The organism is Larkinella punicea (genome assembly GCF_003334855.1).
GTDB classification, from domain to species: domain Bacteria; phylum Bacteroidota; class Bacteroidia; order Cytophagales; family Spirosomataceae; genus Larkinella; species Larkinella punicea.
Genome location: NZ_QOWE01000002.1, coordinates 164,505 through 178,333, shown reverse-complemented (window position 1 = coordinate 178,333; position 13,829 = coordinate 164,505). Strand labels below are relative to the sequence as shown.

The window sequence follows — 13,829 nt, the reverse complement described above, 5'->3', positions numbered from 1 at the left end:
GAGTTGATGGCCTAAAAAAACCGGTCTGCTTGCAGACCGGTTTTTTTATGAATGCTGTTCCAACGGTTTTTCAGCCTCGGCAGCTTTCAAAACCGCTTCCAGAACCCCCGGAAATTTAGCTTCAATTTCCGCCAGCCGAAGGGACGTCAGGCTTTGGGTTCCTTCCGTCCGGATGCGAACGATGCCCGCTTCGCGCAGAACCCGCAGGTGGTGCGACATGGTTGATTTGGCCACCGGCGTGGGAATTGCCCCGCAGGGTTGCTCGCACATTTTGGTTGCCAAACACTGGACAAAGTTCAGGCGAACGGGATCGCTGAGCGCGTGCAACAGGCCCGTTAGCGTGATCTGGTCGAAGGTAGGGTGCTGATACGGTTTCATTTGAGTCTCTCCATTTCGGGGCAGTAGCTGCTTCAAAAAAGAGTAGCTACATGAATTGATACTACAACGACGAAGGACGGATAAAAAATTCAATTCTTTTTCAGAATCATGGAACCGATTTCGTTAGTCGCATTGTTCGACATCCATAAAACAATAAAGTTCGATAGTTATAAAACATTAGAACGATAAGCACAGCCTCTATGGAATCTCAACAATCAACCATCCGCACAACGTCGCTCATGATCGGGATCATCGTCCTGACGGTGGCCTTTTTTGTGTTTACACCCAAACTGTTCTCGAACAAAGCGGAACCAATCAAAAAACAGGCCGTTAGTTCGACACTGGCCAACGATCCACGGATTACGGCGGATATTTTCGTGGTAAAACCGGAACTCGTGACGGACGAACTGCAAACCACCGGCACCATTGCTGCCAATCAGGAAGTCGATCTGGTGAGTGAAGTGGCCCGCAAATTAACGCGAATTTATGTTTGTGAAGGAAGCTATGTGAATCAGGGTGCGCTCCTTTTTAAACTGGACGATGCGGATTTGCTGGCAAAAAGGAAAAAAATCGCGCTTCAGGAAAAACTGGCCCGCATCGATGAAAAACGGTTTCGCGAGTTGCTGGCCACCGAAGCCGTCAATCAGCAGGAATACGACCAGATTTTGACGAACCTGAACGTTTTGCAGGCCGAAATGGCGATGGTGGACGTCGATCTGGCCAAAACCGAAATCCGCGCACCGTTTTCCGGCAAACTGGGTCTGAACAAAGTCGATGTTGGCGCGTATGTGACGCCCTCGACGGTTTTGACGTCACTGGACGATGTGAGCCGGGTCGAAGTGGCGTTCACCATTCCCGAAAAATACGCTTCTGCCGTTCGGATTGGCCAACCCATTCAGTTTACGACCGAAAACAGCAGCCAGCCTTTCCACGGAAAAGTGGTGGCCACCGAACCCAAAACGGATCTGAACACACGGAGTTTGCTGGTGAAAGCCATCAGTGCCAACAAGGGCGGCAAGCTCATCCCGGGCTCATCGGCCAAAATCGCCTTCACGCTGCACACCACCAACGACGGCATTCTGATTCCGACGCAGGCCCTGATTCCCAGTGCCAAAGGCTATTCGCTGTTTGCGCTCAAAAATGGCAAAGCCGAACAACGGGAACTGAAAACCGGCAACCGGACCAAAGGCACCGTTCAGATTCTGGAAGGATTGTCGTTGGGCGATACGGTTCTGACTACCAATCTGTTGCGTCTGGAACCGGGTGCGTTGGTGAAAGCCGCCAGTTTGAATTGAAGCGGATGCGTATAACTGACTACGTTACCTAATCGCCACACCATTAAGTTTTAATCCTTTCTCTGAATAACCCCGTCCTTCAGGGGAACGGGGCTATTTTTACACCAATACAACCATGAGTTTATCAGGAATAAGTATTCAGCGGCCCGTGCTGGCCGGTGTGCTGTCCGTATTGATTATTCTGTTCGGAATTGTCGGATTTTCGTACCTCGGAATCCGCGAATATCCGGTCACGGATTCGCCCATTGTCACCGTCACCACCACCTATCCGGGTGCCAGTCCCGACGTCATTGCCTACCAGATTACAAAACCGCTGGAAGAATCCATCGGGGAAGCCAACGGCATTCGCACCATTTCGTCCGTTTCGCGGGAAGCCGCCAGCGTCATTACCGTCGAGTTTAATTTGGACGCCGATCTGGAAGCGGCCGCCAATGACGTTCGTGATAAAGTGACCAAAGCCCGGCGGTTGTTGCCCGGCGACGTCGATGCGCCCATCGTGGAAAAAGCCAATGCCGGTGATATTGTGATCTTTATGGCCGTCGAAAGCAAAACCCGGAGCATTCTGGAAGTGAGCAACATTGCTTCGACGGTGATCAAAGAACGGATGCAAACCATTCCCGGCGTGAAGCGCGTGGGGATTGCCGGCGAGAAAAAATACGCCATGCGGCTGCGCATCGACCCGTCGAAACTGGCGGCTTACCAGCTAACACCCTCGGATATTGAACAGGCATTGCGCAAGGAAAACGTCGATTTGCCATCGGGCCGGGTCGAAGGGGACCAGAACGAGCTAACAGTTCGGACGCTGGGCCGACTGACGCAGGAAGCGGATTTCAACAACATGATTATCCGACAGGAAGGCAGCACCATCATTCGGTTTAAAGACATCGGTTTTGCCGAACTGGGTGCCGAAAACGAACGAACCGCCATCCAGAACAGTCTGAAAGGAAATTCACCGACCATCGGAGTGTTTGTGGAACCGCAGCGGGGGGCCAATGCCGTCGCCATTGCGGATGAATTTTACCGGCGATTGAAAGAACTGCGCAAGGAAATTCCGGCGGATTACGAACTGACGATTGGCAAAGACTTTACCGAACCCATCCGCGATTCTATTGCCGAAGTGGAAGAGACCCTGTTCATTGCCTTTGGCCTAGTGATTCTGATTCTGTTCATTTTCCTCCGCGACTGGCGTTCGACCATCATTCCGGTGGTGGCCATCCCGGTTTCCATCATCTCGGCTTTTTTCATCATGTACGCGGTCGGTTATTCCATCAACATCCTGACACTCTTGGCGTTGGTGCTGGCGATTGGCCTCGTGGTCGATGACGCGATTGTGGTGCTGGAAAACATTTACGCCAAAGTGGAGGAAGGCATGAGTCCGATTCAGGCGGCTCTCAAAGGGTCTTCCGAAATCTATTTTGCGGTCATTTCAACCACGATCACGCTGGCAGCGGTTTTCCTGCCGATTCTCTTTTTACCGGGAATTACTGGCAAACTCTTTCAGGAATTTGCCATCGTTGTAGCCGGTTCGGTCCTGGTGTCGGCTTTTGTGGCGCTGACCCTGTCGCCCATGATGAGTGCCTATTTGCTGAAACGACAGGAAAAACCGAACTGGCTGTACCGCAAAACCGAGCCATATTTTGTCGCCCTGAACCGGGGTTACGAAAAATCGCTGGCGTGGTTTCTACGCTTTCGCTGGACGGCTTTCGTCGCGCTGGCGGCCACGTTTGCCCTCATTTATGTCATTGGCAAACAACTCCCGTCGGAACTCGCGCCGTTGGAAGACCGCTCCCAGATCAGTCTGGCGGTTTTGGCTCCCGAAGGTTCGTCGTATGAATACACCGAAAAATACATGAGCGAAATCGCCAAATTTTCGGTCGATTCCACGCCCGGTTTGTTCCAGACGTACTCCATTCTGGCGTTGACGTTTGGCCCACCGGCTCCGGTCAACCTCGCGATTCAGAACACCTTTCTGAAAAAAGCGGATCAACGAACGACGACGCAGGCCGATGTCTTTCAGATTTACGCCCGTAATGCGCAGAATTTCAGGGGTGTACTGGTTTTTCCGGTTCAGCCGCCGACCATCGGAAGCCGGTTTGGTCAGGCGCAACCCGTTCAGTATGTGTTGCAGGCGCAAAATCTGGCGGCCATCACCGAGGTGTTGCCCAAATTTCTGGCCGAAGCCCGAAAAAGCGACGTTCTGCGGTTTGTCGATTCGGATTTGAAAGTGAACAAGCCGGAACTGGTGTTGAAAATTGACCGGGACAAAGCCGCCGAGTTGGGGATTTCCGTGGTCGAAATAGCGCGCGGGTTACAACTGGCGCTGAGTGGTCAACGCTACGGTTATTTCATTTACAACGACCGGCAATACGAAGTGATCGGGCAATTGCAACGCCAGGAACGCGATACGCCTTATGACCTGAAAGCGATGTTTGTCCGCACCCGAACCGGTGACATGGTTTCGCTCGACAACCTCGTTTCTTTCCGGGAAAGCATCAGTCCGGCGGCTATTTACCGCTACGATCAGGCGATTTCGGCGACGGTTTCGGGCGGTCTGGCACCGGGCAAAACCATTGGCGACGGCGTTGAAGAGATGAACCGCATTGCTAAAAAGATCCTGCCGCCCACCATCAAAACCTCGCTGGCCGGTGAATCAAGGGATTTTTCGGAGAGTTCATCGAGCCTGTTGTACGCCTTCATTTTCGCGCTGGTCTTGATTTATTTGATTCTGGCGGCCCAGTTTGAAAGCCTGGTCGATCCGTTCATCATTCTGCTGACGGTTCCGATGGCGATGACCGGTGCGCTGCTCAGTCTCTGGCTTTTTGGGCAAACGCTGAATATTTTCAGCCAGATCGGGATCATCACGCTGATCGGTTTGATTACGAAGAACGGTATTCTGATTGTCGAGTTCGCCAACCACAGCAAGGAGCAGGGACTGAGCACGCTGGAAGCCGCCAAAGTGGCCGCAGCCTCGCGGTTCCGCCCGATTCTGATGACCAGTTTGGCCATGATTTTTGGCGCGATTCCCATTGCGCTCACCGAAAACAGCCGCAATTCGCTCGGAACGGTTATCGTCGGCGGTTTGCTGTTCGCCGGTTTATTGACGCTCTACATCATCCCCGCCGTGTATTCGTATTTTTCGCGGGTCCCGAAGACGAAAAAAGAAGAAGTGCTGGAACTGGTCTGACGGTTTTCGTACATCTGACAGCTTTCGTAAAACGGTATACGATTCATTCCGTAGGAATTCAACAGCGCAGCGTCGGTAGCAACAAAGAGTCGTCTTCTTAAACCCATGTGCCGTAAGGTACATAACCCGTCGCATACCTGACGGCACGCTGGCACGGAGGGACACCTTTACCTACCGACGCTGCGCTGTTGAATCCCTACGGGATAAAATAGGTCGAAGAAGGCAGGTTTTGGTTTCTACCGACGCTACGCTGTTGAATCCCTGCGGGATAATACGGTTGACGGTTGATTTCGTAGGGATTCAACGGGTTGACGCTTTGATAAATTACACATGAACAATGAATTAACTTTTTTATGAAACCGCTTATTTATAAAATTATCCTTGTTACTATCTCGATTCTCCTCCTCACGGGAAAACCGGCCTTCGCGCAGGTGCGACCGCTGACGATGGAAAACGCCGTGAAGCTGGCGCTGGAGAAAAACCGTGATTTGCAGGTCGCGACGCTGGAAACCGCCAAATCCACACAGAAAGTCCGCGAAGCCCGGAGTTACGCCTTACCCACAGTGGCGGCTTCGGCCCAATACCTGTATTTTCCCCAGAAACAGGTGTCGTTTTTGCCGGGCAGTTTCGTCGGTCTGGGCGAAAATCAGTTGGCCACGTTCCGGGTCGGTGGATCGAATGCGTTTGTGGGCGGTGTTGCGGTGTCGCAACCGCTTTTTCAGGCCGGTATCCGGTCCGGGATTCGGGCCGCGCAGATTTACGAAAACGCATCGGCTGAAGGTTTGAATGAGGTTCGGGCTAGCGTAGTAACCGATGTCAAAAAAGCGTATCTGGATGTGTTGATTACGCAGGAACAACTGCGGCTTCAGGAACAGAGTCTTTTGCGCAACGAACAGGCGCTGCGGGATTCCCGCTCGCTGCTGGCGCAGGGCCGGGCGTCGCGGGTGGATACGTTGCGGGCGTTTGTGTCGACCGAAAACCTGCGACCGGAAATCAGTCGCCTGAACAACCGGGTGGAAATTACCAAGACGATTCTGAAACGGACGATGGGGCTGGATGAGCAGGAAGCGATTGCATTGCAGGATTCGTTGCGGTATGATAAAACCGGGTTTGTCATACCCGGAACCGATGCGTTTTTTGAAGCCGTTCAGGCGCGGCCGGAAGTGCACCGGCTGGAATTGACGGAGAAACTGAACCGCGAGCAGATTGCGTTGCAAACCGCCGAACGCGCGCCCAAACTGTCGGCGATTGGCCTGCTGCAATCGCAGGCACAGGCCAATCATTTAAAGCTGGCGGACTATAGCTGGCCGCTCAGTTCGTACGTCGGTCTGCAAGTGAACGTGCCGATTTTCAGCGGTTTCCGAACGGTTTCCCGAATTCAGCAGGCGGTTATTACCCGGCAGCAGAGCGAAACGCAGTTGGTCAATCTGAAGGAAATGGTTCGCGCCGAGGTCAAAATTGGCCTTTCCAACGTGGAAGAGGCCCGGCTTCGGATCGAAACCCAGCGGCAAACCGTAACCGTAGCCGAACTGGGTTACCGCATCACCCGCGACCGCTGGAAACAGGGCATTGCGTCGCGGCTGGAGCTTTCCGACGCCGAACTGTCGCTCACCCAGGCCAAATCCAACCATTTGCAGGCTGTTTATGATTTCCTGACCGCGTCGGTGGAGTTGGACAAGGTGATGGGGCGAATTCGATAAAAAGGGAGAAGAAAGAGGATAGACAAGAGAATAGAGACGAAACCGCTGTGTTTAATGGTCTTTATTCTCTAGTCTATCCTCTCTTGTCTTAATACGAAACCGGGCCGTAAACCAGCCGCAAATACCGTTTCTGCAAGTTGGAAAAATACGTCCAGAGGAGTAAGGATCCAATGAACAGGGCGCTGAACGACAGGGAATCATGGAGATACGGAATGGCCATCAGAATCAGTAGCGAAAACCGGCTTATTTCCAGGTAAAACACCCACTGCCGCTGTTCGAGCAAGGCCCCGCAGTTGACCAGCGTAATGAGGATGAACAGGGAAATCAACACCTGATGGTAGACCATAACGTGGTTTTCCAGAAGCAGGAAGACGAATAGAATGCTCAGAATACCAATGAGTTGCCCCAGGACGTAGCCCCGAAATCGGCGGCTGGTGGCATGAACGGTCGAGCGGGATAAATAGCGTTTTTCCAATACATCCCGAACTTCCGGGTCGATGTCGTCCGGGCGGCCAAAGAGGACTTTGATTTTGGGAACAAAACCCGGTGTGCGCCGAACGGTTTCGGCCAGTTCCATCATAAAATGGAATTGCTGCCACAAGAAACTGTGGCTTTCGAGCGGTTTGGTCAGGCCGTAAACCAACTCGTTGGCGTCTTCTTTTTCTTCGATAAACGTGCCAAATAATTTGTCCCAGATAATCAGGACGTCGCCGTAATTTTTGTCGAGGTATTCCGGGTTGCTGGCGTGGTGAACGCGGTGGTGCGAGGGCGTCACCAGAATGTATTCCAGCCAGCCTAATTTACCGATGGTGCGGGTATGGATGAAGAACGGGTACAAACCGTGCAGAATCAGCATGGTCGAAATCATCCCGGCCGGAAAGCCGATCAGAGGCAGAATCGTCCAGAAACCGGTTCGGATGAGGGCCTGGAAAACCGTAATCCGGGCCGAAGTGGTGTAGTTGAAGTCTTCACTCTGGTGGTGAACAACGTGGGCGCTCCAGAACAAATTGATCTCGTGGGCCAGCCGGTGGTACCAGTACCAGACAAAGTCGGTTGCCAGAAACAGCGCCACCCAGCCCAGAATACCCGGTTTCAGATCAAAAATCGCGTAGTGTTTGTGAATGTAGTCGTAGACGAAATAAAAAGCACCGACGGTGAAGGTGTCAAGCAGTCGTTCGGCAATGCCAACGTTGATGTTGGCGACTGAATTGTTGAATCGAAAATAGTCCTTTTTCTGCCATTTGGAAACCAGATATTCCAAACCCATAAAGAACAGAAAAAAAGGGACAGCGAAAGCCATCCAGTTTAGTCCCAGAGATTCCATACGTGTTGTCTACAAAAAATTATAAAAAAACTGACTAGAAGATTATCTTTTAATCGTTTTCATACGTGAGTCTGTGTCAATTCGCAGAGAGAGAGCAATAAGGCTCCCGGCTTTACAAACAACGATTCGAGTCTATGGACCAGGAAATGCAGTGAATCGTTGCGGCTTCATTCTGCGAATAACGTATATACGCGTTAAAACAGTTCGCTCAGGGGTTATCTTTCTTTAATGATATTTGTCAGTCGATTTAATTTGCACGTTACCCGGCTAATCGCGATGGGAATTCCGGCTATAACCGGCAGAGACGTTCCCCGGCCTCCCGCAACACATCGTCGTCTTTGGCGAAACAGAAACGCAGGATGTTGTAGTCATTCTTCTGACGATAAAACACCGAAACCGGTATCGACGCCACACCGATTTCTTTAGTCAATCGAATCGCCAGATCGTAGTCCGGTTCATCCGTAATGGCCTGATAGGAAACGGTTTGGAAGAAACTGCCTTCCGTGGGCTGGAACTGAAACCGGGAGCCTCGGAGGCTGTCGAGAAACAAATCCCGCTTGCGTTCATAAAAATCCGGCAGCGTTTTGTAGTGTTCCGGATTTTTCAGATAATCAGCCAGTGCATACTGAATCGGCGTGACGGTACTGAACGTTAGATACTGGTGGATTTTCCGAAACTCAACGCTTAATTCTTTAGGTGCCAGACAATACCCGATTTTCCAGCCCGTAACGTGAAACGTTTTCCCGAAGGAGCCGCAGACAAACGTTCGTTCCTGCAAAACCGGGTGCGTCACCAGCGAGCGGTGCGGTCGGCCATCGAACCGGATGTGCTCGTAAACTTCATCGCTCACGATCCAGATGTCCCGGTGTTGCACGAGCGCGGCCAGTTGTTCCAGATCATCCGCCGTCCAGACGCGACCCGTCGGGTTGTGGGGCGTATTGACGATGATGAGCCGGGTTTTGTCCGTAATTTTCCCGCGAACGTCGTCCCAGTCGATGCCGTAGGTTGGGGGCGTCAGGGTGACGAAAACCGGAATGCCGCCGTTCAGTTCGATGGCCGGGACGTAGCTGTCGTAGGCCGGTTCGAAAACGATGGCTTCATCGCCGGGTCGGATCACCGCCGTGATGGCGGCAAACAAGGCTTCCGTGGCACCGGATGTAACCGTCACCTCGGTTTCGGGATGGTAGGAAACGCCGTACAATTGTTCCGTTTTCTGCGCGAGGGCTTCACGCAAGGCAGGGACGCCCGTCATGGGCGCATACTGGTTAAATCCTGTTTTGAGGTATTTCTCTACCAGCGCCACCAGCTCCGGCGAGCAGTCGAAACCGGGAAAGCCCTGTGACAAATTAATGGCACCCGTGTCGGTCGCCAATTTCGACATAACCGTGAAAATGGTCGTTCCAACCCACGGTAATTTGGAGGGCAAGGTACGCGATGTTGCTACATTCATGGGTTTAAATGACAAGGTCAATGGTCTACCGTACCAATAGAGTCGATTGATTACGGCGATAATTCAGCCCAATTGACCCTGAAAAGTACAAAAAAACAGGACACGCCAATCAATACTATACTTTTTCTATGAAAATTGTAGGGATAAGCTTCTCCAACCAACCCATACTCAGTTGACCGGCTGTTTGCTTACTTTCAGAATTCCCTTCATCACCCGCCAGTGGCCGGGGAACGAACAGATGAATGGATAGTCGCCGGGAACATCCGGGGCTTTGAAATCGAGCCGGTAGTTTTGGCCGGCGTTGACCAATGGTGTCGCAAACAGGACTTCGGGCAGGTTGGGAACAAAGTTTTTTTCAAAACCGTCTTTCAGGGTTGCCATCGCGTCGGCAGCCTGGCCCACTTTCTCTGTGGCATCGGGTTTCAGAATGACCACATTGTGGGGCATGAGGTCCGGATTTTCAAATACCAGCGAAACATACCGGCCCGTCTGTATGCGGATGGTGTCCTGATCGAACAGCATTTTGGCCGGAACAGCCGCCAGCCGAACCTCTTTCGTTCCGCTGTTTTCCAGCATGGCCAGCGGGGCTGCGGCTTCCTGGGGCGGTAATTTTTGCGCCAGTTTTTTGCCGAGCGTAATCGCCTGGTTATACGGCACCGTATTGCGCTGACTTTCGGGCGTGGTCTCCAGCCAGGCGATAAAGTTTTTCAGAACCGCACCGCGTTCGGCCTCGTGGCCCGGCATCGAAAACAACACCTCGTAGGCGGTGGCATGAACCGAGTAAAAAGGCGAATCCGTTCCTTTCAGACCCAGATCCGATTGTGTTTTTCGGAGTTCTTCGGGCACCTCGCGGGTCAGCGTCTTTACTTTTTCACGAAGGGCGGTTTGCCGATCCGGATTGGTCAACCTGGAAATACCGTGCAGGTAATTCACGAGATTAGCCGTATGCTGCGAAGCCGTCTCCCAAACCCGCTGATCCGACTGGTCGAGGGTGATCAGGGCCGCGTACGCTGCCGATTGGGTCGAATGATTACCGGTATTTAATAAGCCAAGAAGTTGATTTTCAGTCGACTTCAACTCTGTCAAATTCCAGTTCAGTAAAACGGCAATGAGGTCGTTATCTGGCAATCGTTGTCCGGTTTCGTCCGCTGGCTCCGGCTTTTTCTGAATCGTTTCCAGTAAAAAATCGACCGGGCTGACGGATTTTTCTTTCGCCAGCGCCCGGATGGCCTGCACTTTCAGCTCCGGTTTTACGTCTTTTTTAGTGAGCAAGGCGTTTAAAACCGCGCTCGTTTGGGGTAATTGTTGTAGCTCGTCGGCCGTGGCACGTTCCAGCAAATAAGCAGCGGCTTTGGGGTTATCGGCCAGAAATGTCGGATTTTGTTTAAAACCGGCTAGCCAAACTGGTTTTAGATACGTAAACGTCTCGTTGATTGCGTAATCGAGGGAATAATCCGTCGGGTATTTCAAGACATCCAATGCCGTAGTCAGGGCTTTTTCTCCGGAAAAATGGCTCAAAGCGATGATGGCCTCAAGCCGAACCCGGGGCGATGCGTCGTTGATTGGCTCCCGAAACCGTTCCAGCGGATTGGCCAACCGGTCTCTCCAATAAAACAGCACCCGCGTCCCAGCCGCTCGGGCCCGGTAGTTTTGGGCGTGTAGCAGCGTGGTCAGCAGGCTTTTGTCGACGACGTCGAAATCCTGAAAAAGCCACAGCGCTTCCAGTTGATGAAGCTCGTAGTCGGGATGGTTTTTGTCTAAATTGGTGACCCATTTGCGGAGTTCCGGCACCACTTTTTCCGGACTCTGTTCCCGGAGCCGCATCCGCGAGCGATACCGAAAACGGTCTTCGTACCCTTTCAAATTGTTCAGTAATTGCGGAATGGTCTGCCCGGAAATGTCCCTGGTTGTCAGCAACGGATTCGCTTTATAGGTAATCCGCCAGATGCGTCCATGTCGTTTATCCCGCGCCGGATCGCGCGGTGGGTTTTCGCCGTGCGAGATCAGCGGATTGTACCAGTCGACCACGTAGAGCGCGCCGTCGGGGCCAAATTTCAAATCAACCGGGCGAAAATTCGGGTCCGACGATTGCAGCAGCGGTTCCACTTCCTTGCTCGTCAGCCCCGACCCGGTTTCGATGAGCTGGTGCTGTTTGATTCCCTGAAAACCGATGGCGTTGTTGATCAAAAAATTACCCTGCACATGGTCCGGGAAATGACGGCTCGACACGATTTCGATGCCCGCCGTCGGGCGTACCCGCGTCGTGGTAAACGTGTTGATTCGGGGGTGTTTATTGGGGTAATCGATTTTCCCGCGCAGGGGTGTGGCGTCATAATTCGAACCGTCCGAGGCATCGGCGATCAGGTGAATGCCCCAGCGCTGAAACACATTGCCCCAGGGATTATTGTAGCCATACGAAATATACTGGCTCAATTTACCCGTTCGGGGCTCGTAGCGGTAGGTGGCTCCCGTGTAGGTGCGTACCGGCCCGTAGGGCGTTTCGACCTGCGTATTTAGAAATGTGCCTTCGTGAAAATACAGAGCGCCATCCTGTCCGTACGTAAACGCGTGGGTGGCATGGTGGCTGTCTTCCGCGCCAAAACCCGTCAGAACCACCTCGCGCACATCGGCTTTGTCGTCGCCATCGGTGTCTTTTAAAAACAGAATATCCGGTTCCTGCGACACGTAAATACCGCCGTTTCCAAACTCAAACCCCAGCGGCAGGTACAGATTGTCGGCAAAAACCGTGTGTTTGTCGGCGCGTCCGTCGCCGTTGGTATCTTCCAGAATCAGGATTTTGTCGTGGACCGGAATCCCCGGAATATACTGCGGATAGGTCGGCATCGTGGCAACCCACAACCGCCCTTTGGCATCGAACGCCATGGAAACCGGTTTGGCCAGCGGAAAATCTTTTTCGGAAGCAAAAAGATTGATTTCGTAGCCTTCTGGTAACGTAAATTTCTCGGTCGTAGCGGGTTGCAACGCGCCTTCGACAACGGAATTGTGGTGAGCATGGCCTTCTTTGGCGAGTGGCCGGCTTTGTTTGCCGGTCATGTGCGTCACCAGAAAAGCCGCTTGGGCCGCCGGATTGGCTCGTTCGTCCACAATCGCTACGGCCCGGTTATACGCTTCCGTCCCTGAACTTTGCCCCAGTTTCCAGACCACCGAATCCAGCGATGCCACCATCTGGTTCAGTTTTCGCAATTCGGGCGGGAACGAGATGACGCCGAACGGTTCTTTCCGCCGACCGTAAATGTATTCGCCATTGACAGCCCGCCAGCGGTAGAAAAAATGATCGTTCTTCATTTTAATCACCTGACGCAGCTTCGTCGAATGCTCAGAGGTTAGATTTACCGCGACGGTTTTGGGATCGAAACCCAGTTGCCGGGCCATCCAGCGGGCTGTTTCCTGATACCCTTTGTCATTCAGGTGGATGCCGTTGATGGTGATGAAGTCGCCCGGTTTTGCGGTCGTCCGGGCCAGAGACGGTTTGAACAAATCGATAAAAACAAGTTGTTGCGATGCTGCGACTTTCCGCATGGCTTCGGTATAAACCGCCAGATTTTCGTTGTGTGAAACCGGGTCGGGCCAGTGGCCACCAAGTTTTTCGTGGGCAATCGGCGAAACCAGCACCAGTTGCGGAGCCGACTTTCCATTGAATTTTCGGGCTTGCAAAAGCTGAATAAACCGGATCAGGTCTTCTTCAAACTGCGGCAATCCGGCTTTTCCCTTGAACGACTCGTTCATGCCGAAACACAGGAAAATGATGTCGGCTTTCTGTTCCGTTAAATCATGGTACAAACCTTCGATGTTGAGGGCCACCGGCATTTTAATCGGTTTGTCGTACCAGCTTCGGAACGATAGATCCTGCGGATCGTCGGTCGTTTTGGGAGCTTCCTCACCAAACCAGGGGAAGTTGAGGGGCCGGGGTTGTAACGCCACTTCGTCGGCACTCCAGCCCATGTTCCGTAGCGTCAGTTGCCGGTCCGGGTAATTCTTTTGCAGTAAGGTTTCGAAATAGTTGTAATACCGCATCCGGTCAGCAAAGGTGTTGCCGAGCAGAATGATGTGGTCGTTTTTTTTGGGATTGAATACCGCCCTGGTTTGACTCATTGCCGCACTTGCGAAGAGGAAAAAAAACGAAAGGGCTACAGTACCGGTTTTCAGGAAGTACGGTTTCATGGGAACAGACTTTTGGGGTCGGTGATTCGTACGTAAAAGACTGCTGCTGTTACGATACTACTTTCTGTTCGATAACCATCTGTAAGATAACGCAATCAATCCGTCCCGTAGGGATGGTCCATTTTGTAGAAACCGTGTCAGCTTATAGGGGGATGAGTCCCGTAGGGATGGTTCATTTCGTACCTACACGATCTCCCTACGAGACTTTTTGGTTTTCTTCGGACATGGATGCTACAAAATGCACCGTCCCTACGGGATTGTTTTGATTTTCCAGTGGAGCCCCGGTTTCGCCATCCTTCCCATCCGGAATAAAAAG

Annotated in this window: 7 protein-coding genes; 3 read left to right on the top strand and 4 right to left on the bottom strand. The window is 52.4% G+C overall.

Going from position 1 to position 13,829, the window contains the following annotated elements; genetic code table 11:
* Window positions 1-45 precede the first annotated feature (45 nt).
* The gene (locus tag DUE52_RS02590) at window positions 46-378 is read right to left on the bottom strand and encodes an ArsR/SmtB family transcription factor (protein ID WP_114404386.1); all 333 of its coding nucleotides are present in this window, start codon (window positions 376-378) and stop codon (window positions 46-48) included.
* Between the two features lie 200 nt (window positions 379-578).
* Here DUE52_RS02590 and DUE52_RS02585 point away from each other — a divergent pair, with 200 nt between their 5' ends.
* The 3 genes from DUE52_RS02585 (at window position 579) to DUE52_RS02575 (ending at window position 6,557) form a co-directional block, all read left to right on the top strand.
* Window positions 579-1,673, top strand: coding sequence for an efflux RND transporter periplasmic adaptor subunit (locus DUE52_RS02585; RefSeq protein WP_114404385.1), 1,095 nt, complete (start codon window positions 579-581; stop codon window positions 1,671-1,673).
* 115 nt (window positions 1,674-1,788) lie between these two features.
* The gene (locus tag DUE52_RS02580) at window positions 1,789-4,857 is read left to right on the top strand and encodes an efflux RND transporter permease subunit (RefSeq protein WP_114404384.1); all 3,069 of its coding nucleotides are present in this window, start codon (window positions 1,789-1,791) and stop codon (window positions 4,855-4,857) included.
* 353 nt (window positions 4,858-5,210) lie between these two features.
* Window positions 5,211-6,557, top strand: coding sequence for a TolC family protein (locus DUE52_RS02575; protein ID WP_114404383.1), 1,347 nt, complete (start codon window positions 5,211-5,213; stop codon window positions 6,555-6,557).
* 88 nt (window positions 6,558-6,645) lie between these two features.
* Here the strand turns inward: DUE52_RS02575 and DUE52_RS02570 are convergent, their stop codons facing one another.
* The 3 genes from DUE52_RS02570 to DUE52_RS02560 form a co-directional block, all read right to left on the bottom strand.
* Window positions 6,646-7,857: a sterol desaturase family protein gene (locus DUE52_RS02570; RefSeq protein WP_229312042.1), complete on the bottom strand. Its 1,212-nt coding sequence runs from the start codon at window positions 7,855-7,857 to the stop codon at window positions 6,646-6,648.
* Between the two features lie 313 nt (window positions 7,858-8,170).
* Complete coding sequence (locus DUE52_RS02565; protein WP_114404382.1) at window positions 8,171-9,331, bottom strand: methionine aminotransferase; 1,161 nt, start codon at window positions 9,329-9,331, stop codon at window positions 8,171-8,173.
* Window positions 9,332-9,499: 168 nt separating this feature from the next.
* Window positions 9,500-13,513, bottom strand: a complete 4,014-nt coding sequence (locus DUE52_RS02560) for a PVC-type heme-binding CxxCH protein (RefSeq protein WP_114404381.1) — start codon at window positions 13,511-13,513, stop codon at window positions 9,500-9,502.
* Window positions 13,514-13,829: the final 316 nt, after the last annotated feature.

Coding starts and splice junctions, on each gene's coding strand:
- DUE52_RS02585 (WP_114404385.1), top strand. CDS start 579: ATGGAATCTCAACAATCAACCATCCGCACAACGTCGCTCATGATCGGG.
- DUE52_RS02580 (WP_114404384.1), top strand. CDS start 1,789: ATGAGTTTATCAGGAATAAGTATTCAGCGGCCCGTGCTGGCCGGTGTG.
- DUE52_RS02575 (WP_114404383.1), top strand. CDS start 5,211: ATGAAACCGCTTATTTATAAAATTATCCTTGTTACTATCTCGATTCTC.
- DUE52_RS02565 (WP_114404382.1), bottom strand. CDS start 9,331: ATGAATGTAGCAACATCGCGTACCTTGCCCTCCAAATTACCGTGGGTT.
- DUE52_RS02570 (WP_229312042.1), bottom strand. CDS start 7,857: ATGGCTTTCGCTGTCCCTTTTTTTCTGTTCTTTATGGGTTTGGAATAT.
- DUE52_RS02560 (WP_114404381.1), bottom strand. CDS start 13,513: ATGAAACCGTACTTCCTGAAAACCGGTACTGTAGCCCTTTCGTTTTTT.
- DUE52_RS02590 (WP_114404386.1), bottom strand. CDS start 378: ATGAAACCGTATCAGCACCCTACCTTCGACCAGATCACGCTAACGGGC.